The following is a 25,465-nucleotide window of genomic DNA, read 5'->3' on the forward strand; positions in this document are numbered from 1 at the left end:
ATTCGTTTTTTGTAATTAGATTCGGGAATTCATGTTATGAATGACCCCAGATACGACACAGGAGAAAAGAATACTATGGGAGACCACGGCTCTTACTACATTCCCAAACCCAGTCATTGGCCATTGGTCGGTTCCATTGGTTTGACGACGATGCTTGTTGGCGCTGGTTCCTGGCTGCATGAAGACTGGTATGGTCCCTATATATTTACTACGGGGTTATTCATTCTGCTGTTTATGATGTTTGGCTGGTTTGGCCAAGTTATCTATGAGAACGAAAAAGGCGTCTATGATCTTCAAGTCGATCGTTCTTTTCGATGGGGAATGAGTTGGTTCATTTTTTCTGAGGTTTGTTTCTTTGGTGCATTTTTCGGCGCGCTATTCTTTTCTCGCTATTGGTCTGTGCCGATGTTAGGTGGGGAAGTACATCCAATAACCCATTATACACTTTGGCCTAATTTTGAAGCGACCTGGCCACTGCTTCAAAACCCAAATAATCAAATATTTGTCGGCGCTAAAGAAGGCATGGGTGCTTGGGGCCTCGCAGCTATTAACACGTTGATCTTATTAACCTCCGGAGCCACCATCACTTGGGCACACTGGGCATTGAAATACAATAAGCGTCGTCAACTTGATATTGGCTTAGCTTGTACCATAGGCCTTGGGATTTTGTTTTTGTTCCTACAGGCGCATGAATACTATGAAGCCTATACAGAAATGAATTTAACATTGGATGCTGGAATTTATGGTACAACTTTTTTTATGTTAACAGGCTTTCATGGCTTACATGTGACCATAGGTACCATTATTCTAATTGTTATTTTAGGTCGCTCTCTAAAGGGACATTTTACGCCAGAACGCCACTTTGCCTTTGAAGCTGCAGCCTGGTATTGGCACTTTGTGGATGTGGTGTGGTTATTCTTATTTATTCTCGTCTACTGGTTATAGCCTTATACCCAAGATACTTTAAATGGCGCTATTTTAGGAGAACTGATTTTTTTGTTAAACGTTAAGAAAAAAATTGATAGCAGTCCTATCGGCAAACGTTTTTCTAAACGCTTGGGCGGAAAAAGTATCAGCATAACTATCGCATTTTAAAGTATTTTGGGTATATAGTAGATAAGTAATATGGTGAATCAATAAATTTTGGAGACATCTATGAAACGACTTTTCTTGTTATTTACTGCGTTATTTTGTTTTTCAACATGGACCTATGCAGATGCTCATGAAACCAACGGCCAAGATCCTGCGGCAATAGGCAACAATACCGTTCCCTCCGCCAATACTCAAAATGATAATGCACAAGCAGCGGAACAGGAAGATAACCAAGATGATGGTGATGAAGACCGTGACGGTGATGAAGCTGATCCGGCGAACGACCCTGATCCTGAAGCGGATGTTGGCACCCCTTCTTCACAACCAACTTAATTAGTTCGCCAGGATTTCCTGTCGGAAGCTTAGCTAATAATCCCTTCAAGAACTTATCTTCACAGCACCCCGGACTTGATCCGGGGAAATTAGCTAGAGATTATGCGCAGAGCTACTGGCGTGCTTGTTACTGAGATCTGGTTCGCTTATGGTTTACCGCTTTCCACACTTTCTTCTCCACGAGGATCAAGCTCAAATAAAATGGGCGAAGTTTGTGGCATGGAGATAAAATTTTCTTCCTGCGGTAACGCGGGTTTTTGGGCTTTTCTTACAATTAAGATAGGAATAGTCATTGCGCAAATGGTTATAAAATAAAGAAACAACCCTCGCTCGCCAAAAAATCCAATAAATATTGGTGCAATCAACGGACCTATCATGGCGCCAATGCTATAAGTCAGTAATAGGCTTTGCGTTCCGGCGACTAAATCCGAGGTATTCAGAGCCTCACAAGCCTGTGTAATACTGATGGGATATAGGGTAAAGGTTAACCCCCCAAAAGACGCCATGAGTAAAAAAAACAACCCGTTCATTTGTGGATGAATCAGAAGAATAGCGAATGAGATAGCAATGGCCGCAGCCGAAATCACAATTAAAACTAAGCGGCGTTCCACAATATCCGATAATTTGCCTACCGGGTATTGTAATAACATCCCACCAATAATAATGGCAAACATATAATTAGCGACCGCAGCGTTTGAATGAAACGCATGACTTAAAAAAGACGGCATAAGCCCGTAAGTGCTTCCCATGATTAATCCGGAAATAAAACACCCCAGTACCCCAGAAGCGGATATACTGAACAGTTTTTTAAAACTTAAAGTGGATGGCTCGTCATATTGTGGCGAACGCACTTTCGTCATGGATAAAGGAATGATGGACAATGAGCACAGCATGGAGGTGATGGAGAATAAAAGCATCGTTTGCGGATCACCTAAGTTTAAGAAAAACTGCCCTAAGCTTTGCCCTGCATAAAAGGTAATCATATACAACGCTAATACCTGGCCACGATTCGCTGGGGTGCTCTTACACAGTAACCAGCTTTCAATGACTACAAAGAGACCCGCACTGGCAAAACCCGCAATAAACCGTAGCACCATCCAGAGCCATGGGTTATAAATTAAGCCGTGTAAAAGACAGGTAATAGCGAGAGTGGATGAAAACGCAGAAAACGCGCGGATGTGACCAACGCGCGTGATGAACCGCTCAATACGAAATGACCCTGTTACCAATCCAGCATAAAACACGCCAGTTAGTGCGCCTATCATAATGGGTGGCGCATGATTTAAGGTCATTACTAATGCCAACAAAGTAGAAAAAAATCCAGCGCCTAAAATAAATAAAAATAAACTTAACAACGGTGCAAAGGTCTCGGTAATCACTTGTAACATAATGTTCTCGACTTAAAAACTGATTTTTATTAGGGAATCAGTTAATATAAACTACTTTTTTATTCAAATTACATCAGCATGAGCGAACAGCAAAAAAAAACTCACTTTGGTTATCAAACGGTAGCATGGGAAGATAAAGAAAAAAAGGTTGGCGAAGTATTTAAGTCCGTGGCGAATCGCTATGACTTGATGAACGACCTCATGTCCCTTGGTGTGCATCGCTTATGGAAACGCTTTACCGTTGAGGTGAGTCGAGTCCAGGCGGGTTATTCCGTACTGGATTTGGCTGGCGGTACAGGTGATTTAACCCGCTTATTTTTAAAGCGGGTGGGTGATACTGGGCGAGTTGTTCTCGCCGATATCAATGCCTCTATGCTTGAGGTTGGACGAGATAGATTGCTTGATGAAGGGTTGTATGGAAATCTTGAGTTGGTTCAGGCTAATGCTGAATCCTTGCCCTTTGAAGACAATTCTTTTCATTGCATTACGATTGCTTTTGGTCTAAGAAATGTTACCGATAAAGACGCGGCACTTCAGTCTATATATCGCGTTTGTAAACCAGGCGGTCAAATAATGATTTTAGAATTTTCAACGCCTACGCTGCCAGGACTAAAGCCGATATACGATTGGTATTCATTTAATATTTTACCAAAGTTAGGTCAGTTATTTGCAAAGGATGCCTCAAGTTACCAATATCTTGCCGAATCAATTCGCATGCATCCTAACCAAGTAAATTTAAAACAAATGATTGAAGCAGCTGGGTTTGAAGATTGTCGGTATTACAACCTGACTGGCGGTATCGTTGCGTTGCATATCGCCCATAAATATTGAGAAGCCTATGATTAAGACGTATACACTTAAAGGATTACAAACAGCTATAAATCATGCTTTGTCACTGGATGAGGCCAGTGCCGCACGTATCAGTGCCTTGCAGGGAAAGGTCTTAAAGGTGATAATTAATCCCCTTAAGGTCAGCTTTTTTATCTCATTTTCAGGAACGAAGTTACAACTGCATGATTTTCCCCCTAGCGAAGTCAATACAATCATTGAAAGCAGCCCGCTAGGCTTGATCCGGCTGAGTCTGTTACCCGCCTCGAAAGTACGTTCGCTTTTTAATGATCAAATAAAACTCACAGGCGACACTGAGCTGGGGCAGCAAGTAAAACAATTGTTTGATGAGCTCGATATCGATTGGGAGGGGCATTTGGCCCAGTTCACTGGCGATGTTGTGGCGTATCAGCTGGGTTCTTTCATCCGTAAAGGGCAGGAGTTCACGGCATATGTTAGTTCATCTATGCAGCAGAATTTGACCGAATACCTTCAAGAAGAAGTAAAATGCTTTCCACCAGCAGAAGAGGTTGAAGATTTTTGCAAAGATGTAGACGAGTTATTATTGGATGTTGAACGATTGACTGCACAAGTGAACCAACTAATGGCTGACCATGAAAAAGATTAAACAAGCTCTTCGTGTCATAAAAATCAACTACATTCTTGCCAAAAATGGTTTGGATCGCGTCGTAGTTAGTATTCCACTGTTTGCGCCGTTGAGTTTTATTGTTTACTTAAATCCTTGGAACTGGTTTCGGAAAACAAAATTCACTCGCGGCGAAGCGCTCAGAAAAACGCTAGAAGAGCTAGGGCCTATTTTTGTTAAATTTGGTCAGGCATTATCAACTCGACCAGACATATTGCCGGTAGATATTGCCATTGAATTGGCAAAATTGCAGGATAGAGTGCCCCCTTTTCCAAGTGACTCTGCACTAGCAATCATTGAAGCCACTTTTGGTTTACCGGCATCCGAACTGTTTAAAACATTTGATGAGCATGTTCTGGCTTCCGCATCGATTGCTCAGGTTCATGCAGCGACGTTAAACAGTGGCGAAGACGTGGTGGTAAAAATACTGCGTCCAGGGATTAAGCCGATTATTGAACAAGACCTAGGGATACTTCATTTTATAGCAAGTTTGGCCGATCGGTACTGGGCTGAGAGCAGTCGCTATAAACCTAAAGAAATCGTCAATGAATTTGAACGCAATCTTCTTAATGAATTAAATCTGCAGCGAGAAGCTGCGAATGCAGCACAACTGCGCCGTAATTTTCAGAATTCGCATCTGCTGTATATACCTGAAGTGTATTGGGATTATGTGCGTGAAAACGTGATGGTCATGGAACGCATTTATGGTATTCCTGTAACCGATATTGCGACATTAAAAAAATACAACGTCAATTTAAAAAAACTAGCCGAACGTGGGGTAGAAATATTTTTCACCCAGGTGTTTCGCGATTGTTTTTTTCATGCGGATATGCATCCTGGAAATATATTTGTGTCCTATCAGAATCCCCAAGATCCCCAATACCTTTGTATTGATTTTGGCATCGTTGGCACCCTGGATGAAAAAGATAAAAACTACTTAGCACAAAACTTATTGGCCTTCTTTAATCGCGATTATCATCGTGTGGCAGAGCTTCATGTTGAATCGGGATGGGTGGCGCGTGATACCAGAGTTCATGAGTTTGAGAGTGATATTCGTATGGTCTGTGAGCCTATTTTCGAAAAACCATTGAAAGACATTTCTTTTGCGCTAGTGGTGTTACAGTTATTTCAAGTGGCTCGTCGTTTCAAGATGGAGGTTCAGCCGCAATTGGTATTGTTGCAGAAAACCTTATTGGCCATTGAAGGGCTAGGAAGGCAATTGTATCCAAAATTAGATTTATGGACGACGGCCAAACCTTTCTTGGAAGACTGGGTAGAAAAACAGCTTGGACCAAAGGCATTGTTAGGGCATATTAAAAACAACTGGCCATTTTTTGTGGAGCAACTTCCTTATATGCCTCGATTATTAAATGATGTTTTGAAACTTAATAAACAGTTATATCGTAAACGTCTCGAGAGCGATAACGAACCAAATGTGAAGCTCAGTTATAAGACGGGTTGGTATAAAGGCATAGGTGTTGGAATTTTTTCCGCGATGCTTTTGTTTGGTTTAGTCTATTATTTAGATTGGTTGTCTGATGAACAAATTGTTCCGGTCGCATTAGGGGCTGCTTTAGGCGGTGGCGTAGTGGCTTTACTGAATCGCAAACGTAAATCTAAAAAAAGCGAGTATACTTTCTAGGTTTAAAAATTAGGGGGAATCATGGGATTAGGTGGGATAAGTCCGTTGTCGCTGATTTTAATTTTATTGATCGTCGTGGCATTATTTGGCACCAGTAAACTTAAAAGTTTAGGGTCGGATTTGGGCGCTGCACTCAAGAATTTTCGGCGCGAACTGCATGAAGACGACAATAAAAAAGAATGAGTGTTGCGGAATTGTTTTTAATTGTAGTGGTCGCATTGATTGCGTTTGGGCCATCGAAGCTGCCAATGCTTGCACATCACTTAGCTAAACTCCATAAGCGCTTTGTCCGCCTCCAGCAGCAATTCGCGGAATTTTTTCAATCCCAGCTCAATGAACATCAGCTGCAGGAAAACTTAAAGAAAGCCGATAAGGCCGATAGCGAGTACCAACAAGCGTCTGAAAAATCATCTGATTCTTAATTTTTTCTTGTGAACCATCGCGACCCGAAAATTCCTAGCTCGTATAACAAACATAAAGGCACAGCCAATAACACTTGGGATAAGACGTCAGGCGGAGTTAACACCATCCCAATTACAAACGCTCCAACAATGATGTAAGGACGGATTGTTTTTAACGACGCACTCGTTACCAGTTCCAAACTGACCAGCAAAATGCAGATTAAAGGCACCTGAAAACAAAGCCCAAAGATCACCAGCATCCGACTAATAAAGTCAATCGCATAAGCCATGTCGGGCATATAGCGTACCCCAGTTGGTAACGTATGAGCAAAAAACTGCAAAATAAACGGTAAGACAACATAAAAGCAAAATAGCATGCCAAGGCAAAACAACACCATGCTTAACAACGTCATATATTTAATGCGATGACGCTCATGTTGATAGAGTCCGGGAGCTACGAATTGCCAAAGTTGCAACAGTATGAATGGAGCGGTGAGCAACAAAGAGGCATCAAAGGCCAGTTGCAGAGGTGTTATTAAGGGGGAGGTGATCTGTGTTGCAATTAATGAACTGTCGGGCTCTAGAGATAACAATAAAGGCGATACGACAAAAAGAAATAATTGATCACTATTAAAAAAACAAAGTAAAAAAAAGACCAAAAACACCAATACAATAAGAATGGCTCTTCGTCTTAATTCAATTAGGTGATTTAACATTGTTTCTCAACGCTTGGGCGGAAAAAGTATCCGCATAAAAGTCGCATTCTGAAGTATCTTGGGTATATACCTGTGATCTTTCAAAATACTAGATTTGTTCTATGGCTTTTTCCGTCAGAGCTGTTTTTAAAGATTCGCAATAGAACTCGCTATTACTCATCTTTAAAAACAGCTCTGCCAAAAAAATTGAATCGCCCCAAAACTAGCATTTAGAAAGATCACAGGTATATACTCATGATATTCCAAGTCTAACACAACAGTTAATTCTTTCATGCAACATCGACCTCGTAAACGTTTTGGCCAGAATTTTTTGCAAAGTCCGCAAATAATCACTGCCATTATTCAAGCCATTAATCCTAAGCCCAATGATGTAATGATCGAAATAGGTCCAGGTCAAGGGGCTTTGACTAGACCTTTATTGCAACGGGTTAATACTTTAATTGCCATTGAAATTGACCGAGACTTGCACCCTTATCTTAAGGCACTCCCTGAATCATCGAATAAACTAACCCTAATTGATGCGGATGCATTGTCTATTGATTTTAAACAATTCGGCAGCCGGTTAAGAATCGTTGGCAATCTACCTTACAATATCTCAACCCCTTTGATCATACATTTGATGCAGGATATTAAGCCCATTGAAGACATGCATTTTATGTTACAAAAAGAAGTGGTGGAACGCTTGGCCGCTGCACCTGGTGGGAAAGATTATGGTCGACTGAGCGTAATGGTGCAGTATTATTGCGACGTGGAGTCGATGTTTGAAGTGCCACCGGAGGTGTTTTATCCTCGCCCCAAGGTTGATTCTGCCGTAGTGCGATTAACACCATATAAACATCCTCCCTATCCTGAGATTGAGTTTAAAACGCTTGAAGCTTTAGTGGCTCAAGCGTTTTCCATGCGTCGAAAAACTTTGGCTAATAATCTAAAGCCTGTGATTGATCGCGCGTCATTGATAGCGCTTGGCATTGATCCTGCGCAAAGACCAGAACAAATTTCAGTTGCTGAGTATGTTCAAATAGCGAAATTTGTTGCCAAATAGTGTATACTTCGATCTGCTGATTTTTTAGAGCGTTTTGGCGTTGGAGGTTTGTTTTGTTTTATAAGAATGGTAAAAAAGATAAGCTAATAAAAGGCAAGCCATTAAAAGATATGCTAGTTGTCCAAACCCCAGCAGATTTATTAAAACTGGACAAACGGCAACAGTTGCTTAGTCAGATTCAAACCGCATTAGGGTTTACCGAAGGTCGTTATGAATCGCTTTGCTTAGCACTAGTACATCACTTGATCAACCATTGTCAAAGTCTCCCTGAAACTACAAACAGCTATTATTCATTGCCAGGTGGTATACTGGACTATGCTTTAAACCGTACAGAGGCTGCGGTCAATTTATTTCGCGACTACATTATTCTTGAGGGAGAACTTTCAGAAGAACAAACGCTCTGGCTTTATGCTCTATTCTCGGCAGGGCTCTTAAAAGGCATAGGGAAATTGCAGATTGATTATCAAGTCGATTTGTTTGACATTAATGGGCAGCCGATTAAAGTTTGGAATCCTTTGTTAGAAAGCATTAGTTCAGTGGGAAACTATTATCATTATCAGCTTTTAGATGAGCAAGATGAAGCATTACGCTGCCGTTTGAATTTATTGTTAGCACGAATGTTAATGCCAGCAGCAGGATTCTCCTGGATTGCTTCTAATCCCGAAGTATTAAACGTTTGGCTGGCTCTGTTAAACGAAGACTGGCAATCTGCTGGAACTCTTGGAGCGCTTTTAGTACGGGCGGATGCCATTGCTATTCAGCGCTTTATTAATGAGTTTATGGCGCTTACGGGGCTTGGAAGAGGCGCACGTGGTGGGCGAAGGAGTACTTTTGTAGATAGCTCTCCGGCATCGCTAGCAGAACGCGAACGTGCTACGGGCATACACTTTGTTCAATGGCTTATCCAGGCCTTGGAAAAGGGCGAATTGATGATAAATAAGGCGCCGTTATTCATGGTTCCAGGGGGCATGCTCATGTCGTCCGATTTATACAAATTATTTGTACGTGAACACCCAGACTATAAAAACTGGCAGGCAATACAAAATGGTCTATTAGCCCTGCAGCTGCATGAAGCGGGCCCTGAGGGGGCGATAAATTCACGATTTGAACAAGCACAAACGCAACAAATGGTCAGTGGGATCGTTTTAGACAATTACGCGGTGGTGTTGCCTGAGCGGGTTAAATACCACCATTTAAATACTGGCAAAGTGTCAGAGTTTTCTGCGGTTGAGGTGATTCATAAAGCACAATACGCCCAACATTTTAATCAGCTGTCGACGGGTGTTAATGAACCCTCGTTACAACATCTTTCTGCGAATGGACAATGGGTGAACGCAGGAGAACCTATCCACGCCCCTGAGGCAGGGAGCAAATTCCGTGGCTGATTATGCAATAGGTGACATTCAAGGGTGCTATGACCCACTTATGCGTTTACTTGATCTAATACAGTTCGATGAGCATGAGGACCGATTATGGTTTGCCGGCGATTTAGTGAATCGTGGGCCGCAGTCTTTGGCCGTGCTTCGGTTCGTGCGATCCTTGCCACAGAAAACACACTTATCTCTTGGTAATCATGACTTGCATTTGCTGAGTCGTTTGTTTTCAGCCTCCACCTGGTCTAACGATGATGATACATTAAAAGAAATAGAAGAGGCTGAAGACGCCGAAGAGCTAGGATATTGGTTAAAAAACCAATCGATTTTATGCTATGACGAATCGTTGAATGTGGTTATGACTCATGCTGGTATTGCACCCATGTGGGATTTAGACAAGGCTATTGCATTAGCAAAAGAGCTTGAAGCGGCATTACAAGGAAACGATTTCCATGATTTTTTAACCCATATGTATGGCAATAAACCGGATTACTGGTCGGATGAGTTATCAGGTTATGAGCGCTTACGCGCCATTTGCAATTACTTCACACGCATGCGTATGTGCGATGAAGATGGGCGTTTAATATTTCACTATAAAGGTACCTTACAAGATGCCCCAAAGTATTTGTATCCCTGGTATAATGTCCCTGGTCGCAAAGAGGTATTGGCCGATGTTGTATTTGGCCATTGGGCTGCATTAATGGGCATATCACCCGACAAACGACTTCACCCGATTGATACAGGATGCTTATGGGGCGGTCAATTAACGGCATTGCGTTTGCAGGATAAGAAACGATTTGCGGTTCCAGGAATGGCTTCATCAGTATGATTTTGCGGCTCATTATTTACATACTTGGATTCATTTACTGTTTAATCCCCTTGGCTAACGCCCAAGGCGCCTTAGTCGAGCTTGACCATCCCCCTACGAAACTGTTTCAATGGTTACCGGATCCAGGTCGCGAACTTGACAAAGTTAAAGCAGCAGAAGCGCGCCTTAACTGCGCTATACAAAACCCAGAATACATGTTGCATCATTGGATTGCTTTGCCAACATCCCCCAAGCCCCGCGGCAAAACAATGCATTTTTTAACCTTGAGAGAAGCCATATTATTAGCGCTGCGGTATAACCCAAATATTCAAAATGCGGAATTGGATCGTATTATTCAACGGTATCAATTGCGACTCGCCTACAATCAATTTGAACTGCAATATGCACTTGCTGGAACCGCTTTGATTGAGCAAAGTCGTTACAGTGGTGTTGGCAGCACCATCAATCGAACAGGAATTGCTACACCTGAACTCAGTTATAAAAATCGTTATGGGGGGGCTGCCTCGTTAAAAATGGATAACAATGTGGCCGCCACTGGAAATTATAACCCCTTGCTAAATTTTACTCTCACACAGCCGCTTTTAAGAGGGTTTGGGCGTGCCGCGAATGAGGCAGGATTAAAAGATGCTATCGACGCGGATTGGTTAAATAAACTAAATCTTCAGCAGGCGGTTATGGACCAAATCACCAAGGTGATTAGTACCTATCGCGCCTTAATTATCAGTGGCCATAACTTAAAGATTCAACAACAGCAATTGAAAGACGCCCAAAAAACCTTTGAAATTAATGAGAAACGGATAGAGGCGGGGCAACTTGAGCCCACCGCGAATATCCAACAATCGTATCAGATTGAATCGTTGAGCTTGATGGTGGAGCAAGCCGAAAATGAGTTCAGAACCACCACTCAAGATTTGTTACAAGCCATCGGATTGGATCCAGAGATGAAGTTGGCTGTTCCAAGCGATGTAACGATTGAGACTCTGAAGGTCCCGGATGTTAAAGAATCCATCCAACTGGCCCTTAACAATAACACTCAGTATTTGGCGCTCAAAATGGCTTTAAAAGCAAACAAACGCGCCTTGCAAGTGGCTCAAAATCAACAATTATGGCAATTGGATGTGACGGCAAATGTACAAGCGGGAATCATTAACAACGTTGATAATACAAGCAATGCGCCGAATGGAATATACAATGGACGTAACATTACCGAGTCAGCCGGTGTCACCTTAACCATACCTATTAATGATTTAAATCGTCGTAACCAATTAATTGCGGCCAAAGTGAAGCTTGAAAAAGACCGATTAAACCTCATTGCCGCTAAACGCGCGCTCATTACTGCGATTAAAAATACGGTCACAACGATTGAATCGCAGGCCAAACGGTATCAATTAGCAAAACGGCAAGTTGAGTTGGCCGAACAGTCCTACGCACTGGAAAAGAAGATGCTTACAGCAGGTATAGCTAGTTCATTAGATGTGCATAATACCCAAAATCAATTACTCCAAGCCCAGATGGGCTTGATTAACGCTAAAATTGCGTATTTGAATCAATTATCCGAGCTGCAGAATATGCTTGGCACCACCCTTAAATATTGGGATATCAAACTCAGGTATTGTTGATGAAAATAGACTTAAAATTAAATTTAATGCGAGCGGTGTTCCTAATTCTTCTAATGAGTTTAACCAGTGGTTGTGAACGTCATTCAATATCTCATGAAAAGACGGATAAAACCTATGAGGTTCACCTAGAAGCCCTTTCCAAAACACTGTTTTTCTCAGGCATCATACAGCCGATTCGCGAATATTCTCTGACCAATCCAATGGATGGCGTCGTTGCGTCCATGCCTTATCATTATGGCCAGCAGGTGAAAAAAAATACGACCATCTTTGTGTTAAATTCCGCCGAGCTGCAACGGCATTATAATGATACGTTAACCGAATATCTTAAAGCAAAAGACGCGTATAATATTGCAAAAGCTAAATTTATTGGAACGCAAGATCTCTGGGAGGCAGGTCTTATTTCTAAAAATAATTATTTAAGTGAAAAATCAAGCTTATATAATGCGCGGGTAACGCTAGTACAAGCGACCAAAAAATTATCAGAAATGGTTGAAAAAACAGGCAATGGCGACAATCAACGCCTGTGTTCACTCACATTGGCTGAGTTTGATAAAGTACAGCAAGCGTTGTCTAAAAAACACGACCAGATTTTCCTAAAAGCGCGTGGTCATGGTGTGTTGCTCTACCCACCAAAGTCTGCAGATGATAAGGCTGGACATTTAGGAGTTGGCTCTTCTGTGAAGGCTGGACAAGTACTCGCATTGATTGGAGATATGAGTGGTATTCGCGTAGAAATCGATGTTCCTGAAGTAGATATTGATAAAATTAAAGTAGGAATGAAAGCCAACATACGAAGTGTTGCTTATCCCAATGATGAATTGCTAGGAGAGTTAGTCGCGGTAAACGCACAGGCTTCTTCAAACAGCGCTCAAACACTACCGTCATTTTCAGCCATTGTAGAAGTCAAAACCCTATCGTCTTCGCAAATTGAATGGGTTAAAGCCGGTATGAGCGCCAACATCAAGTTAATGGCAGAGCGCGCTAATAAGCTCATGGTTCCTATTGCCGCCGTTAAGCTTAAACATGGGCAACGGTTTGTGACGGTTAAATCCAGCACGGGACAAGTGCAGGATGTGCTTGTGACCACAGGTGCTGCCGAGGCCAACAAAGTAGTGATCGAATCAGGGCTTCGAGTCGGTGATGTGGTGTTATATGGTTAATCTGAATGAGGCATGACCATGGCGCTCATAACACTGACTAACATTTCAAAAATCTATCCCATGGGGTCACAGGTAAACACCGTTCTAAAAGGGATATCGCTGACGATTAACCGTGGAGAACTGGTGGCTATTGTTGGCCCTTCTGGTTCTGGCAAATCGACACTGATGAATATTATTGGGCTTTTGGATTCGCCATCATCGGGTGTTTATACGCTTAATGGGCAGAATACTTCTGGATTTAGCGCGGATGAATTGGCCTCTTTACGTAATCAACGCATTGGATTTATTTTCCAGCAGTTTAATCTTCTTCCGCGGTTTACAGCACAACAAAATGTCGGATTGCCTTTAACCTACCGCAGTTTATCGGATACGGCTATTGACCAGAATGTTAAGAAGGCATTAAAGCGGGTGAACATGAGCGATTTTACAGCGCACCGGCCAAATCAATTATCCGGCGGCCAGCAGCAACGAGTTGCAATCGCCAGAGCTTTAGTGACCGACCCTGAAGTGATTCTTGCAGATGAACCTACAGGCGCACTGGACTCTAAAACGGGAACAGACATTATGAATTTATTTCTGGCACTTCACGGAGAGGGTCGAACCATTATTATTGTGACTCACGATGAGAACATCGCCAATCTTTGTACGCGAAGAATCGTATTGGGCGATGGGGAAATCCTAAGGGTCGAGACTTAGCATGAACTTAAAACGCCATTTCCAACAAGCAATCACTAATTTAACTACTGCTAAGCTTCGATCGTTGTTAGCGGTTTTGGGTATTTTAGTGGGTACGGCGGCGGTGGTTGCCCTCTTAAGCTCGGGGAAATTAGCGACTGAAAAAGCCTTGGCTCAATTTAAAGCCTTAGGAACTAATTTACTGTCGTTGTCGGTTTATCAAAACACCGCTACAGTGCAACATAATGGCCAGGATACTATTTCGTTGGAACAATGGCGCGCAATCCCAGAGCGAATTCCCGAAATTGTAACGTTGGCGCCTTACAGCACTGCTTATCAAGCCATGAGTTTTGAGGGTAAAGCCTTGAATGGCGCGATTATTGGTGCCGATGAAACTTTGGCTGACATCATTCACATCCGTTTGTCTGAGGGCCATTTTGTTTCTTTCGTAGAATCTTTTGAGCATTTTTGTGTGATCGGGAATGCTTTAGCAGAAGAATTAAAAGCATTGACGCTGGATAACCCTATTGGAAAACCACTGCGGATAGGTTCGGCTTTGTATACCATTATTGGGGTCGCTGAACCCTGGAAGGAAAACGGCTTTTTTAATGAAGATATTAATCGCGCGGTGATTATTCCTATTTCTGGTATGGTGCTGGTTAATAAAGACAGCAAAATCAATAATGCGGTATTACTCCTGGATTCTGATCATAATATTGACGAAGTCATTGACAAAATCAAGCACACCGTTAATCAATTGGCGCCTGATCTTAATTTGTTCGTTCGCAGCGCTAAACAAATTATCGCCAGCATGGAAAGTCAAGGCCGAATTTTTACCATCTTACTAGCGGTCATTGGTGGGATTTCTTTAATCGTTGGGGGTATTGGCGTCATGAATGTGATGTTGGTTTCGGTGAGCGAACGAAAAAAAGAAATAGGCGTTCGAAAAGCGTTAGGCGCTAAAAACAGTGAAATTCAAGCGTTATTTCTGGTTGAGTCGGTCATCCTATCCTTATCGGGTGGATTTTTGGGGGTGTTATTAGGACTCGCACTCACTTGGATCGTGGCACTTTTTAATCAATGGCCATTTACATTATATTTATTGCCCCCCCTAGCTGGTTTCGGGGTATCAGTGGTTACTGGAATATTCTTTGGATTTTATCCTGCTCGCCGAGCCTCTTTACTAGAACCTATGGCATCGTTACGTGCCGAACTTTAAAGAAAGATTTTGCTAATACAATAAGCCACGCCCTTAGAATTTATAAATACATGACTAGAAGCAGCGTTATTATTTACGTCTGTTTCAACTGCATTTTTTTTAGGTTATACACCTGAACACAATTTTTACCTGATTTTTTGGCTTTATATAACGCATCATCTGCCGCTCGCATTAATTCATCAGCGCTCACGGCATAATCTGGTGCGGTAGCTAGTCCTGCGGATAGATGAATTTGCGGTAGCGCTTCATCTTGGAATTGAATTCGTGTTGAATTAATTCGACTGATGATTTCATCAACACGGTTTTTTGCGGTTTCAGACTCTGCGTTAATAAATAGGATCACAAACTCATCACCACCGAACCGGCAAGGGATATCACCGGCTCTTATACCCTGCTGCAATTCTTTTCCAATGAATTTGAGTACTTCATCACCAGCGTCATGGCCATATTGGTCATTACAGCTTTTAAAATCATCGATATCGATGATGGCTAATGTAAGGAAATAATTATCGCGTTTTAATTGCTCTAGCTCACGAGGTAAGGTTTCGTCGAGATAGCGGCGATTATAAAGTCCTGTTAAGCCATCACGCGTCGCTTGGTGTCTTAGGGCTTCACGAAGATGAATGTTGGCTAACGCTAACTTTATGTTTTCACTAAACGTAATGGCTAATTGTTTTTTATTGCCTAAGGATTCACCTTTGGGGCAAGAGATGGTTAATAATCCTATGGTGTTTTCATTTACCAACAAAGGAAAGTCTGTATAACTCCCTGAGGGTGGGGTTTGAAAATGACTGCACAGCATGGAATGTTCGGGATACTTAATATGATAAATATTTCCATTACGTAAAGCCCAACACTCTTTACGCAAAAACTCGGTTTTTAAGTTGTGATCCTCTCCCCATTGATAAAGCGTTTCCATTGTCTCATTGTTATGATTATACATGGCTAAACCGCCGCTTAATTCTGAAAATAAATTTTTAGCGGTAATAAAAATGATTTCATAGGCTTCTTCGGCATTGTGACAAGTCAAAAGCATCTCGTTCATTTTATTTAAGTACGCATTTTCTTTATCGCGTAGCTTTAACACCACTAAGGCATTAGACATTTGTTTATGCATTTGAGCTTTTTCTTGCTCATCATGCTTCCAACGACTGATGTCGTTAATTTGGGTGATGAGACCGTTAGGGTTGCCTTGATGATCCAGGATTAAAGATTCACTGAGCAGACACCATAAGGTTGATCCATGCTTGTGAACCAATCGAACTTCCTGCTGCTTTGATTCAATTTTCCCATGAATAAGTTGTTGTTCTGTCTCTTCAACAAGGGTTATATCATCGGGATGAATGAGGTTGCTATTGGTAAGCTCTTTCATTTCTTTGGGGGAATAACCGAGGAGGTCGCTTAAGGATTGATTGGCTTGCAAAACGGTTCCGTCCAATCCACGAATCGCCATGCCAATGGGGGCGCATTCCAAGGCATTGCGAAATCGTGCTTCGCTTTTGCTTAACAAATTAACCAGATGTTCTCGTTCGTCAATATCATCCTCAATATGCGCACACATGGTATTCATGGTCTCGCCTAAAATTTCCAGCTCATTTTTTGATTCAATTTTGTTTCGAATGTTATAATTACCAAGACTGACCATTTCAGCTTGGTGACGTAGTTTTGCAATTGGTTTGGCAACGTTTTGTTTTGTATAACGATAGATTATGAGACAAAGAACTAGGGCCAACAATAAAATAAGCTGGATAGTTAAAAAAACAAATTGCTGTTTTTTTTGCAACTGATTAAGTCCTTCTGCCGTTCTTAAATCAACTGCGAGCTGAAATTGCTCAAGCGGTTCTAAAAACTCGGATTTGGTTTCAAGGTATAATGAACTATGTAAGAGATTTCGTGCTTTAGACATGGGTGAGTTTGTTGAAATATTATTGACGCCACCCTTGCTTTGATCCATTAAATCGATTGCTTCTTGTTCCATATTGGTTAGGGCGTTAGTTTTGGCTTTTGCTTTTTTGAGAAGCGTAAGTTCATAATCAGTAAAACCTAACTGCTCTATTTGGTTTTTGATGCGTAATGAGGGAGGAATGGGCTGATGGGGAACTTTTCCTCCTATGACATAATCCCAATAAAATGGCGAATAGTTGGGGGGAGGTGGCACTTTACCATCACGTATAGCCAGCAAATCATAAAAATAGTCTCTATATTTTTTCTTACCGGTTAGGGTATAAAGACGCGCAATCTTAGTTAGATTTTCCGAATTTTCTAGCAAAACTAAAATGGTTTTAATGGATTGATAACGGTTTTGCTCACTGGCAATGATTAGTCTTTGATTATAGAGGGCGTAAAACATTAAGAGATTTAAAATAAGAAGAATTAGAAACGCTAATATCACAAATAAACGATAGAGGGAATTTATCGAATGCGCTTTCATAAAGCTCATAGGCGCACTCCGTTTAAGTATTTTCTTATTCCCATTATTCCGCCGTTTATAGTATAATTTTTACACTTCCACTGTAAACCTTAAGTATACCCAATTTAAAGTTTAGAATCTTCCATTTACCCTTTTGCCAAAAATTGTCTACACTGGTAACTAGACTAGGCAAGGATCCTAAAGTTTTATTCTAACTCTGCCGATGCGGCATTATAAATGCAGTCAATAAATGGGGTAGCTTCAAGTCGAACAGATATGCCCCAGTTAACCAATAAGAATAAGAGGACTTGAATATGAAGAATCGGGGTAAGCTCATAGCAATGTTAGTTGGATTAGCGCTCACACCGTTAACTTATGCAGATAGTCAAAATTGGAATCGCTGGGTGGCGGAAGTTCGGGAAGAAGCACTTCAACAAGGGATTTCACCCGTCACATTTGATAAAGCGTTTGCAAATATCCATGAACCTAGCCGCCGAGTCAAAAGCCTTTCTCGCTCGCAGCCAGAACATCGTTTAACGTATACCAAGTATCGTGACTCTCGTGTTGATAATTATCGCATTATCATGGGTCGAAAAAAATATAAGCAAAATAAAGAGTTGGCTGATCAAATAGCAGCGCGATATGGTGTTGACCCTTGCTTTATCATGTCCTTCTGGGGAATGGAGACCAGCTATGGCAGTTATATGGGAAATTTCCCCGTGATTAATTCATTGGCAACGCTAGCTTATGACTCAAATCGACAGGATTTCTTTAGAAAGCAATTATTCTATGCGCTGCATATTTTAAATGATGGCCATGTAACGCTAGATCGATTCAAAGGGGAATGGGCCGGTGCTTCCGGACAGCCGCAATTCCTTCCTTCAAGCTGGATGAAATTCGCACAAGATTATGACGGCGATGGTCGCAAAGATATTTGGGATTCAAAAGCGGATGTGTTCGCATCCATTGCCAATTATATGAAACAAAATGGTTGGCAAACGGGAGAGCCTTGGGCCATTCGCGTGAAGCTGCCTTCAAACTTTGATAAATCGTTGGAAGGAAAGTCCACCGTTAAATCAGTAAAAGAGTGGAATGAAATGGGGGTTCGGACCAACGATGGCAAGCCTTTACCGTATCAAAATCTGCAAGCGAGTATTATTCAACCCTATGGTGGGCCAGTATTTCTAGCGTTTCCGAACTATAAGATGATTTTGCGCTACAATAACTCGATTTATTATGCGGGTGCAATTGGTTACCTCGCTGATAAAATTTGCAATCGCCATGACTGAGTATACGGATAAAAGAGCGAGTTTGCCGCCTGATGTGATGAATATTGTTATGAATAAGGCAACAGAACCGCCTCATTCTGGTCAATGCAATATTGTGGCTAATTACGGAACTTATTTGTGCCGGCGTTGTGGGCTGGCACTGTTTCGTGCTGACAGCCAGTTTACCAGTGGTTGTGGATGGCCAAGTTTTGACGAAGACATTCAAGGTAATGTACAAGAAGCTATTGATCCAGACGGACATAGAACCGAGATTCTTTGCCATCGGTGTGGAATTCATTTAGGACATGTATTCATTGGCGAGCGGCTAACGCCCAAAAATAAGCGTTATTGTGTGAATTCCGCGTCTATTGATTTTGTTAACCACATTAAGGTTCGCGACTCCGATGAAGCGATCGTGGCTGGTGGATGTTTTTGGGGGGTAGAATATTATCTGCAAGAGTTGCCAGGAGTGCTCAAGGTTGAATCAGGTTATACCGGAGGCCATACCGATGAACCATCTTATGATGAGGTATGTGCTGGCAATACTGGTCATTATGAAGCCGTGCGTGTACTCTTTGACCTTGAAAAAACCAATTACCTCACCGTAGTAAAGCGTTTTTTTGAAATTCACGATCCCACGCAACACACTGGCCAAGGCCCGGATATTGGTTCCCAATATCAAAGCGCAATTTTTTATTTTAATAAGCAACAACAAGAAAACGCAGAGAATTTAATTCGGCAATTAAAAGCCAGAGGATATGATATAGCTACAAGACTTCTTCCTGCCCAGCCCTTCTGGAAAGCTGAGGAATATCATCAGAATTATTATCAAAAACATAATAAAACCCCATATTGCCATCGCGTGGTTAAGCGATTTGAATAACAGGTTTCAGGGGTAGGGGCTGTTTATGCTTTCCTGACTCCTTAAAGTTTTTCATTCAATCTCCGATAATATATATACCTGTGATCTTTCAAAATGCGGCAGGGCAAAAAAGAAACCGCATAAATCACGCATTTTGAACGATCGATGGTATATATTTAAATCAGTTTATTCAAATAAATAGCAACCAACTTAAACATTGGAGAATCGCATGAATAAACAAGCCAGATATAATATTGGAGACCTTGTCATTCATAAACGTCAAGGATATCGGGCTGTTGTAATCGATGTGGATCCCTTGTTTCAAGCATGCGGCCGTTACAATCCTCAGGCGATAAAGCGAGGATTTGAAACGCGTGATCCTTGGTATCGTTTGTTAGTCGATGACAGCACGCAAATGACCTATGTTGAAGAGGGGTTGCTTCTACCGGATAATAGTGAACAAGTGATTAATAATCCCAATGTTGAAGCGTATTTAGTGGTTAAAAAGGGTCAGTATCAAAGCAACAACAAAAAGCATTAACTTGCCACCTATTGGTTTAAGGCACATAACCCCAACGTTCTGTGCTTAAATCACAACGTCCACGCTGGAAGATAAAAATCATGAGAGATGTCGCGGTCAGAGACGCAATACAACGAGGTAGCGATTTACGTTGATCGTGCCATTACAATAAGAAGTGCAACAAAACAAATCAATAATATGGCTAAAATCCCCATGGTAAAAAAACTTTTGCTCAATGACTCACGGCTTAATGTTTCTGGCCGAGCGCGAATGTATCGATATAAAATCCAGATAATAACGCCCGCTGCAATGAGGCCTAGTACTTGATACAATGTTTCCATGGGTCACCCTCCCAATATAATTAATCTACTGTTAAACTAGGGTCTATTGACATTTCACTTGCCGCCTACGTAGGCGGCAAGTGAAATGTCAATAGACCCTAGTCAAGAAAAGCGCTTACCAAAGTTTTTCCTGTTAAGCGTTTTCAAAATCAAACGCATCTGAAAACATAATCTCCCGCTTGACTTCATGATCCATTAAATAATCTCGAGTGCCGTAGACCATATCAAATGGCCCAGCAATTACAATTTGCCAATCATTGATATTCATAGCATGACGTTTATAGGCCATTGAAGCTAACGTTTCTTTGCTGGTTGAGGTTACATGGGAAAAATATTGAAATTGTGGGACATGGGTTTGCCAGTGGCGTACACGCTCATCCATGTACAAATCGCTTTGTGATCGTGCTCCCCAGAATAATTCAAACGATCGCTTTGAATCTTCTGCCAAGAGATGCTCTATCATGGCCTTAATTGGGGCAAATCCAGTGCCAGCCGCTAAAAATAGGATAGGTTTTTTAGGATCAAGGGCGCGAATATGACAGGTTCCCATCGGAACATTTAACTCTAACGCCCCCATTCTTTTAATTTCTGCTAATAAAGATTGGCTGTATGGATTATCTTGACTATGACGAATGTGCATTTCATAGGAATGGGAACCTAAGGGAGCATTAGCGATGGAGTAGCTGAACGCTTCGTTGTTTAACAAAATTTGCAAGTACTGGCCGGCCTCATAATCGATAAAGCACTCAGGTTTTAAAACTAACTGCAATATGCTATTCGTTAAAGGAGAGATGCGCTCGATCTGAGCAGTGGTTCGAGTCATGGTTCAATTCCCAGCTCTGGCCAATACGCTTCAACACGCGCTAACGTATCGGAATCCATCATAATAGGCTTGCCCCACTCTCGGGTTGTTTCACCCGGCCATTTATTGGTGGCATCCATCCCCATTTTAGAGCCCAGCCCAGAGATGGGGGATGCGAAATCCAAATAGTCAATGGGGGTGTTATCCATCATCACAGTATCACGCAAAGGATCCATGCGGGTGGTCATTGCCCAGATCACATCTTGCCAGTTGCGAGCGTTAACATCGTCATCACACACAATGACAAATTTTGTGTACATGAATTGCCTTAAAAAGGACCACACGGCCATCATAATGCGTTTCGCATGCCCTGGATATTGTTTTTTAATGGTAACCACCGCAAGACGATAAGAGCACCCCTCCGGCGGAAGATAAAAATCAACGATCTCAGGGAATTGTTTTTGCAGTAGTGGTACAAATACCTCGTTTAAGGCTAATCCAAGAATTGCCGGTTCATCGGGTGGACGACCAGTGTAGGTGCTGTGATAAATGGGATCTTCGCGGTGAGTAATGCGGTCGACGGTAAAGACAGGAAAGGATTGGACTTCATTATAATAGCCCGTATGATCCCCAAAAGGGCCTTCAAGTGCTTCAACGCCAGGCTCAAGATAGCCTTCAAGAATAATTTCAGCACTGGCAGGAACATGCAAATCACTTCCTAAACAGTTTACTAAGTGTGTTCGTTGACCGCGCAACAGACCAGCAAAGGCATATTCTGATAGTGTATCTGGAACCGGTGTTACCGCCGCTAAAATCGTCGCGGGATCCGCCCCTAAGGTAACGGCTATTGGAAACCGCTCACCGGGATAAGCTTTTTGCCAGGCTTGATAATCAAGTGCCCCGCCGCGATGGGAAAGCCAGCGCATGATTAGCTTATTCTTTCCAATCATTTGCTGGCGATAAATACCCATATTTTGGCGAGTTTGCTCGGGCCCTTTTGTGGTCACAAGCCCCCACGTGATGAGTGGGGCCGCATCCTCGGGCCAACAGGTTTGAATTGGGAGTTTGCTTAAATCAACGTCCTCTCCCTCGATAACATGCGTTTGACAATTGGCCTTATTGACGTACTTAGGGGCCATATTCAACGCTTGTTTTAACAGAGGAAGTTTATTAAAGGCGTCTTTAAAGCCTTTTGGTGGCTCAGGTTCTTTAAGAGCCGCCAGTAAGGTTCCTATTTCACGTAAGGCATTAATATTTTCTTTGCCCATACCCAAAGCCACGCGTTCAACGGTACCAAATAAGTTCGTTAGTACGGGAATCGAGTGGTTTTTGGGGTGAGTGAATAACAAAGCTGGCCCACCGGCTTGTAAAACGCGATCGCTGACTGCGGTCATCTCTAACTTAGGCGATACAGGATAATCAATACGTTTTAGCAGGCTTTGGCTTTCCAGTTGCGATATGAAATCGCGTAAATCTCCATAGTTCATGCCCAGGTCATTCCTGTCGCTTCATAGCCTCAAAAAACTCAGCATTGGTTTTATGATTTTTCATGCGTTCGAGGAGGAACTCAATGGCATCACACTCATCCATCGACTGAAGAATCTTACGTAATATCCAAGTGCGATGGAGTTCTTCAGGGCTTAATAACAGGTCTTCACGACGCGTTCCAGAGCGATTAATGTTAATCGCTGGGAAGACACGGCGTTCGGCAATACTGCGGCTTAAGTGAATTTCCATATTACCGGTTCCCTTGAACTCTTCGTAGATGACCTCATCCATTTTTGAGCCAGTATCTACTAGAGCGGTTGCAATAATGGTTAGGCTACCGCCTTCTTCAATATTTCGTGCCGCACCATACAAACGCTTAGGACGCTGTAACGCATTGGCATCTACCCCTCCAGTTAAGACCTTACCTGAAGCGGGAACAACCGTGTTATAAGCTCTTGCTAAACGCGTAATAGAATCAAGAAGAATGACAACATCACGTTTATGCTCTACAAGTCGTTTCGCTTTTTCAATAACCATCTCTGCAACTTGCACGTGGCGGTTGGCAGGCTCATCAAAGGTACTGGCAACGACCTCGCCTTTCACTGAGCGCTGCATTTCAGTGACTTCTTCAGGGCGCTCGTCAATCAATAAAACGATTAAGTAGCAATCGGGATAGTTTTTCTCAATAGAATGGGCAATATTCTGCAGCATTAAGGTTTTACCGGCCTTGGGTGGAGAAACGATTAAACCACGTTGGCCTCGACCAAAAGGCGCGGCTAAATCAACCACGCGGGCGGTTAAATCTTCTGTGCTGCCATTGCCTTGCTCCATCACTAAGCGTTCAGTAGCAAATAGAGGGGTTAAGTTTTCGAAGAGAATTTTGCGCTTTGCGCTATCGGGTGCTTCAAAATTAATTTTATCAACTTTTAATAAGGCAAAGTAACGTTCGCTATCTTTAGGAGGGCGAATTTTGCCAGAAACCGTATCCCCTGTCCGAAGGCCAAATCGTCGGATTTGACTTGGAGAGACATAAATATCATCGGGTCCTGCAAGATAAGAACCATCAGAAGAGCGCAGAAAGCCAAAGCCATCTGATAATACTTCAACCACTCCGTCTCCATGAATATCTTCGCCCTTTAACGCATGAGCTTTAAGGATTGCAAAAATAATGTCTTGCTTACGCATACGGGAGGTGTTGTCTACCCCAAGCTCTTGAGCAATGTTTACAAGCTCAGCGATAGGTAACTGCTTAAGTTCACTAAAATTCATACTTCTCACTTGATGTGTTGTTAAATGAAATGGGTTTCCAGGATAGTTTTTACGGGAAGGACAGCTAGGAATACTGCTGCCTATGGTATCTTGCCTACAGCATTAACTGTAGCAATATACCTAAGTTATTAATAGCTTATCATACCTCTCTTGTCAAATCTATATTTTTAATCTGTATAGCTCTGTACATGACAAAAATTGCGTTCATGTACGGGGGTGTACAGGACTAAAATTCCACTGAGCCAACGTGTCCGTAGCCCGGTTGCTTGCAACTGAGGTAAGTTTTATTTGTTTGACTTAATTCCCGGTTGCAAGCAACCGGGCTACGATGATTTTCAGGGTTGGTATTCGCGTTTGATCAAATATTACTTTCAACAAATGCGCTTAATTGAGATTTAGAAAGCAATCCCATTTTAACCGCTTCAACCTGACCATTTTTAAAGAGAATCAACGTTGGAATACTCATTACGCCATATTTTGATGGAGCTTGTGGATTTTCATCAATGTTGATTTTTGCGAAGCTGACTTTATCGCTATTATTTGCAGCCACTTCTTCCAAAATAGGTCCTAAAGCACGGCAAGGCCCACACCATTCAGCCCAAAAATCGACTAATACTGGTCTGCCAGACTTTAAAACATCTTCTTCAAAGCTACCATCGGTTACGGTTTTAATGTGTTCGCTCATGAGTAAAAACCTCTTTTAATTATTCTAGATGTCATTATAGATCACCACTGACAGCTTGCAACATACTTAATGCAGTAATTGCAGCAGTTTCTGTTCTTAAAATGCGAGGCCCAAGTCGCAGACCTTCAAATTGATGGGTAGATGCCCAATCAATTTCTTCCTCACTAAATCCGCCCTCTGGACCAATGAGGAGAGCAATGTCAGCAACACCAAACTCAAAATCCCGCCAGGTTTTGTAGCTTTTAGGATGTAATACCAATTTAAGTCTTGCGTTGCATTGCTGTACATACTTCTGAAAAGAGATAACCGGATGCATGATGGGCAGAGTATTGCGGCCGCATTGCTCACAGGCAGCAATAGCAATGCCCTGCCATTGCTCGAGTTTTTTAGACAGCCGGCTTTCATCAAGACGCACCACAGTGCGCTCAGAAACAAGAGGGGTAATCGAGCTTACGCCTAATTCTACTGCTTTTTGAATGACCCACTCCATTCGCTCGCCTTTTGAAATGGATTGTGCGAGATGAATGGTTCGTGGTGATTCGCGATCGACGGTTTGACTAGACTCAATTTTAACCGTCACTTGTTTTTTTTGAGCAGAAAGGATAACGGCCTGATGCTCAAAATTATCCCCTTTAAATAACGTGACCTCTTCACCAGGACGCATCCGCAACACAACGCCCACATGTTGACCGGCATTAGGAGATAGTTCAATGATTTCCCCAGCCTTATATTTTCCTGGCTGGTAAATGCGAATGGTTTTCACGACATGGGTTAAGAGAGGTATGTGGATAGGATCTTATACCTCATCGCTATCATTATTGTCAAAAAATCTCGTGACAAATTCGAATTAAGCAATT

The 25,465-nt window shown here is 42.2% G+C and carries 26 protein-coding genes; 17 read left to right on the plus strand and 9 right to left on the minus strand.

Annotation, left to right across the window (positions count from 1 at the left end):
• Positions 1–75: 75 nt before the first annotated feature.
• A complete protein-coding gene (locus E1O47_RS03405; RefSeq protein ID WP_133129945.1) occupies positions 76–945 on the plus strand; it encodes a cytochrome c oxidase subunit 3 in 870 nt (289 codons plus the stop codon).
• A gap of 210 nt (positions 946–1,155) precedes the next feature.
• Positions 1,156–1,425: a hypothetical protein gene (locus E1O47_RS03410; RefSeq protein WP_133129865.1), complete on the plus strand. Its 270-nt coding sequence runs from the start codon at positions 1,156–1,158 to the stop codon at positions 1,423–1,425.
• A 146-nt stretch (positions 1,426–1,571) separates the two neighbouring features.
• Here E1O47_RS03410 and E1O47_RS03415 read toward each other — a convergent pair whose 3' ends face one another.
• The gene (locus E1O47_RS03415; protein ID WP_133129866.1) at positions 1,572–2,813 is read right to left on the minus strand and encodes an MFS transporter; all 1,242 of its coding nucleotides are present in this window, start codon (positions 2,811–2,813) and stop codon (positions 1,572–1,574) included.
• Between the two features lie 78 nt (positions 2,814–2,891).
• Here E1O47_RS03415 and ubiE point away from each other — a divergent pair, with 78 nt between their 5' ends.
• Genes ubiE through E1O47_RS03440 form a run of 5 tightly spaced genes read left to right on the plus strand, consistent with a single transcriptional unit; the run spans position 2,892 to position 6,351 of the window.
• Positions 2,892–3,644, plus strand: a complete 753-nt coding sequence (gene ubiE / locus E1O47_RS03420; protein ID WP_133129867.1) for a bifunctional demethylmenaquinone methyltransferase/2-methoxy-6-polyprenyl-1,4-benzoquinol methylase UbiE — start codon at positions 2,892–2,894, stop codon at positions 3,642–3,644.
• 7 nt (positions 3,645–3,651) lie between these two features.
• Positions 3,652–4,269: a ubiquinone biosynthesis accessory factor UbiJ gene (locus E1O47_RS03425; RefSeq protein WP_133129868.1), complete on the plus strand. Its 618-nt coding sequence runs from the start codon at positions 3,652–3,654 to the stop codon at positions 4,267–4,269.
• Positions 4,256–5,929, plus strand: coding sequence for a ubiquinone biosynthesis regulatory protein kinase UbiB (ubiB, locus tag E1O47_RS03430; protein ID WP_133129869.1), 1,674 nt, complete (start codon positions 4,256–4,258; stop codon positions 5,927–5,929). Before E1O47_RS03425 ends, ubiB begins: the two co-directional genes overlap by 14 nt.
• A gap of 21 nt (positions 5,930–5,950) precedes the next feature.
• Positions 5,951–6,112, plus strand: coding sequence for a twin-arginine translocase TatA/TatE family subunit (tatA, locus tag E1O47_RS03435; RefSeq protein ID WP_133129870.1), 162 nt, complete (start codon positions 5,951–5,953; stop codon positions 6,110–6,112).
• Positions 6,109–6,351 carry a Sec-independent protein translocase subunit TatA/TatB gene (locus tag E1O47_RS03440; protein ID WP_133129871.1) on the plus strand — a complete coding sequence of 81 codons (243 nt, stop codon included), beginning with the start codon at positions 6,109–6,111 and terminating at the stop codon, positions 6,349–6,351. The genes tatA and E1O47_RS03440 overlap by 4 nt, the downstream gene beginning before the upstream one ends.
• Here E1O47_RS03440 and tatC read toward each other — a convergent pair.
• The gene (gene tatC / locus E1O47_RS03445) at positions 6,348–7,046 is read right to left on the minus strand and encodes a twin-arginine translocase subunit TatC (protein ID WP_133129872.1); all 699 of its coding nucleotides are present in this window, start codon (positions 7,044–7,046) and stop codon (positions 6,348–6,350) included. The genes E1O47_RS03440 and tatC overlap by 4 nt on opposite strands.
• A 271-nt stretch (positions 7,047–7,317) precedes the next feature.
• Here tatC and rsmA point away from each other — a divergent pair, with 271 nt between their 5' ends.
• From rsmA to E1O47_RS03480, 7 genes are read left to right on the plus strand one after another with little or no spacing between them, the layout of a single operon-like run.
• Positions 7,318–8,088, plus strand: coding sequence for a 16S rRNA (adenine(1518)-N(6)/adenine(1519)-N(6))-dimethyltransferase RsmA (gene rsmA / locus E1O47_RS03450; RefSeq protein ID WP_133129873.1), 771 nt, complete (start codon positions 7,318–7,320; stop codon positions 8,086–8,088).
• A 53-nt stretch (positions 8,089–8,141) separates the two neighbouring features.
• Positions 8,142–9,473, plus strand: coding sequence for a TraI domain-containing protein (locus E1O47_RS03455; protein ID WP_242601988.1), 1,332 nt, complete (start codon positions 8,142–8,144; stop codon positions 9,471–9,473).
• Positions 9,466–10,290 carry a symmetrical bis(5'-nucleosyl)-tetraphosphatase gene (locus E1O47_RS03460; RefSeq protein ID WP_133129874.1) on the plus strand — a complete coding sequence of 275 codons (825 nt, stop codon included), beginning with the start codon at positions 9,466–9,468 and terminating at the stop codon, positions 10,288–10,290. Before E1O47_RS03455 ends, E1O47_RS03460 begins: the two co-directional genes overlap by 8 nt.
• Positions 10,287–11,909 (plus strand): TolC family protein, encoded by a 1,623-nt coding sequence (locus E1O47_RS03465; RefSeq protein WP_133129875.1) that lies wholly within the window; start codon positions 10,287–10,289, stop codon positions 11,907–11,909. The genes E1O47_RS03460 and E1O47_RS03465 overlap by 4 nt, the downstream gene beginning before the upstream one ends.
• Entirely contained in the window at positions 11,909–13,069 is a 1,161-nt protein-coding gene (locus E1O47_RS03470; RefSeq protein ID WP_242601989.1) for an efflux RND transporter periplasmic adaptor subunit, read from the plus strand. Before E1O47_RS03465 ends, E1O47_RS03470 begins: the two co-directional genes overlap by 1 nt.
• 12 nt (positions 13,070–13,081) lie before the next feature.
• Positions 13,082–13,765 (plus strand): ABC transporter ATP-binding protein, encoded by a 684-nt coding sequence (locus E1O47_RS03475; RefSeq protein WP_133129876.1) that lies wholly within the window; start codon positions 13,082–13,084, stop codon positions 13,763–13,765.
• A 1-nt stretch (position 13,766) separates the two neighbouring features.
• Positions 13,767–14,963 (plus strand): ABC transporter permease, encoded by a 1,197-nt coding sequence (locus E1O47_RS03480; RefSeq protein ID WP_133129877.1) that lies wholly within the window; start codon positions 13,767–13,769, stop codon positions 14,961–14,963.
• A 73-nt stretch (positions 14,964–15,036) separates the two neighbouring features.
• Here the strand turns inward: E1O47_RS03480 and E1O47_RS03485 are convergent, their stop codons facing one another.
• On the minus strand, positions 15,037–17,403 hold the full coding sequence (locus E1O47_RS03485; protein WP_133129878.1) for a diguanylate cyclase: 2,367 nt from the start codon (positions 17,401–17,403) through the stop codon (positions 15,037–15,039).
• A 311-nt stretch (positions 17,404–17,714) separates the two neighbouring features.
• On the opposite strand from E1O47_RS03485, the gene E1O47_RS03490 reads away from it, so the two are divergent.
• The 3 genes from E1O47_RS03490 to hspQ all read left to right on the plus strand — a co-directional run bounded on the left by E1O47_RS03490 (position 17,715) and on the right by hspQ (position 20,044).
• Positions 17,715–18,662, plus strand: a complete 948-nt coding sequence (locus E1O47_RS03490; protein WP_423202753.1) for a lytic murein transglycosylase — start codon at positions 17,715–17,717, stop codon at positions 18,660–18,662.
• On the plus strand, positions 18,655–19,524 hold the full coding sequence (locus E1O47_RS03495; protein ID WP_133129880.1) for a bifunctional methionine sulfoxide reductase B/A protein: 870 nt from the start codon (positions 18,655–18,657) through the stop codon (positions 19,522–19,524). Before E1O47_RS03490 ends, E1O47_RS03495 begins: the two co-directional genes overlap by 8 nt.
• 208 nt (positions 19,525–19,732) lie before the next feature.
• On the plus strand, positions 19,733–20,044 hold the full coding sequence (hspQ, locus tag E1O47_RS03500; protein WP_133129881.1) for a heat shock protein HspQ: 312 nt from the start codon (positions 19,733–19,735) through the stop codon (positions 20,042–20,044).
• A gap of 125 nt (positions 20,045–20,169) precedes the next feature.
• Here hspQ and E1O47_RS03505 read toward each other — a convergent pair whose 3' ends face one another.
• From E1O47_RS03505 to E1O47_RS03530, 6 genes are all read right to left on the minus strand, one after another.
• Entirely contained in the window at positions 20,170–20,364 is a 195-nt protein-coding gene (locus tag E1O47_RS03505) for a hypothetical protein (RefSeq protein ID WP_133129882.1), read from the minus strand.
• Between the two features lie 133 nt (positions 20,365–20,497).
• Complete coding sequence (locus tag E1O47_RS03510) at positions 20,498–21,187, minus strand: ferredoxin reductase domain-containing protein (RefSeq protein WP_133129883.1); 690 nt, start codon at positions 21,185–21,187, stop codon at positions 20,498–20,500.
• On the minus strand, positions 21,184–22,653 hold the full coding sequence (gene ubiD / locus E1O47_RS03515; RefSeq protein WP_133129884.1) for a 4-hydroxy-3-polyprenylbenzoate decarboxylase: 1,470 nt from the start codon (positions 22,651–22,653) through the stop codon (positions 21,184–21,186). Before ubiD ends, E1O47_RS03510 begins: the two co-directional genes overlap by 4 nt.
• Before the next feature lie 7 nt (positions 22,654–22,660).
• Entirely contained in the window at positions 22,661–23,923 is a 1,263-nt protein-coding gene (gene rho / locus E1O47_RS03520) for a transcription termination factor Rho (protein ID WP_133129885.1), read from the minus strand.
• 358 nt (positions 23,924–24,281) lie between these two features.
• Positions 24,282–24,608 carry a thioredoxin gene (gene trxA / locus E1O47_RS03525; protein ID WP_133129886.1) on the minus strand — a complete coding sequence of 109 codons (327 nt, stop codon included), beginning with the start codon at positions 24,606–24,608 and terminating at the stop codon, positions 24,282–24,284.
• 34 nt (positions 24,609–24,642) lie between these two features.
• Positions 24,643–25,371, minus strand: a complete 729-nt coding sequence (locus E1O47_RS03530; protein WP_133129887.1) for a 16S rRNA (uracil(1498)-N(3))-methyltransferase — start codon at positions 25,369–25,371, stop codon at positions 24,643–24,645.
• Between the last annotated feature and the right edge of the window lie 94 nt (positions 25,372–25,465).

It is taken from the genome of Legionella yabuuchiae, from assembly GCF_900640115.1.
GTDB lineage: Bacteria > Pseudomonadota > Gammaproteobacteria > Legionellales > Legionellaceae > Legionella_A > Legionella_A yabuuchiae.

What these genes read in the sequence shown, in the direction of transcription:
- E1O47_RS03490 (WP_423202753.1), top strand. Translation starts at nt 17,715, where the DNA reads ATGTTAGTTGGATTAGCGCTCACACCGTTAACTTATGCAGATAGTCAA.
- E1O47_RS03415 (WP_133129866.1), bottom strand. Translation starts at nt 2,813, where the DNA reads ATGTTACAAGTGATTACCGAGACCTTTGCACCGTTGTTAAGTTTATTT.
- ubiB (WP_133129869.1), top strand. Translation starts at nt 4,256, where the DNA reads ATGAAAAAGATTAAACAAGCTCTTCGTGTCATAAAAATCAACTACATT.
- E1O47_RS03425 (WP_133129868.1), top strand. Translation starts at nt 3,652, where the DNA reads ATGATTAAGACGTATACACTTAAAGGATTACAAACAGCTATAAATCAT.
- E1O47_RS03480 (WP_133129877.1), top strand. Translation starts at nt 13,767, where the DNA reads ATGAACTTAAAACGCCATTTCCAACAAGCAATCACTAATTTAACTACT.
- E1O47_RS03485 (WP_133129878.1), bottom strand. Translation starts at nt 17,403, where the DNA reads ATGAGCTTTATGAAAGCGCATTCGATAAATTCCCTCTATCGTTTATTT.
- E1O47_RS03510 (WP_133129883.1), bottom strand. Translation starts at nt 21,187, where the DNA reads ATGACTCGAACCACTGCTCAGATCGAGCGCATCTCTCCTTTAACGAAT.
- trxA (WP_133129886.1), bottom strand. Translation starts at nt 24,608, where the DNA reads ATGAGCGAACACATTAAAACCGTAACCGATGGTAGCTTTGAAGAAGAT.
- ubiE (WP_133129867.1), top strand. Translation starts at nt 2,892, where the DNA reads ATGAGCGAACAGCAAAAAAAAACTCACTTTGGTTATCAAACGGTAGCA.
- E1O47_RS03495 (WP_133129880.1), top strand. Translation starts at nt 18,655, where the DNA reads ATGACTGAGTATACGGATAAAAGAGCGAGTTTGCCGCCTGATGTGATG.
- hspQ (WP_133129881.1), top strand. Translation starts at nt 19,733, where the DNA reads ATGAATAAACAAGCCAGATATAATATTGGAGACCTTGTCATTCATAAA.
- E1O47_RS03475 (WP_133129876.1), top strand. Translation starts at nt 13,082, where the DNA reads ATGACCATGGCGCTCATAACACTGACTAACATTTCAAAAATCTATCCC.
- tatC (WP_133129872.1), bottom strand. Translation starts at nt 7,046, where the DNA reads ATGTTAAATCACCTAATTGAATTAAGACGAAGAGCCATTCTTATTGTA.
- tatA (WP_133129870.1), top strand. Translation starts at nt 5,951, where the DNA reads ATGGGATTAGGTGGGATAAGTCCGTTGTCGCTGATTTTAATTTTATTG.
- rho (WP_133129885.1), bottom strand. Translation starts at nt 23,923, where the DNA reads ATGAATTTTAGTGAACTTAAGCAGTTACCTATCGCTGAGCTTGTAAAC.
- E1O47_RS03410 (WP_133129865.1), top strand. Translation starts at nt 1,156, where the DNA reads ATGAAACGACTTTTCTTGTTATTTACTGCGTTATTTTGTTTTTCAACA.
- rsmA (WP_133129873.1), top strand. Translation starts at nt 7,318, where the DNA reads ATGCAACATCGACCTCGTAAACGTTTTGGCCAGAATTTTTTGCAAAGT.
- E1O47_RS03505 (WP_133129882.1), bottom strand. Translation starts at nt 20,364, where the DNA reads ATGGAAACATTGTATCAAGTACTAGGCCTCATTGCAGCGGGCGTTATT.
- E1O47_RS03470 (WP_242601989.1), top strand. Translation starts at nt 11,909, where the DNA reads ATGAAAATAGACTTAAAATTAAATTTAATGCGAGCGGTGTTCCTAATT.
- E1O47_RS03405 (WP_133129945.1), top strand. Translation starts at nt 76, where the DNA reads ATGGGAGACCACGGCTCTTACTACATTCCCAAACCCAGTCATTGGCCA.
- E1O47_RS03465 (WP_133129875.1), top strand. Translation starts at nt 10,287, where the DNA reads ATGATTTTGCGGCTCATTATTTACATACTTGGATTCATTTACTGTTTA.
- E1O47_RS03440 (WP_133129871.1), top strand. Translation starts at nt 6,109, where the DNA reads ATGAGTGTTGCGGAATTGTTTTTAATTGTAGTGGTCGCATTGATTGCG.
- ubiD (WP_133129884.1), bottom strand. Translation starts at nt 22,653, where the DNA reads ATGAACTATGGAGATTTACGCGATTTCATATCGCAACTGGAAAGCCAA.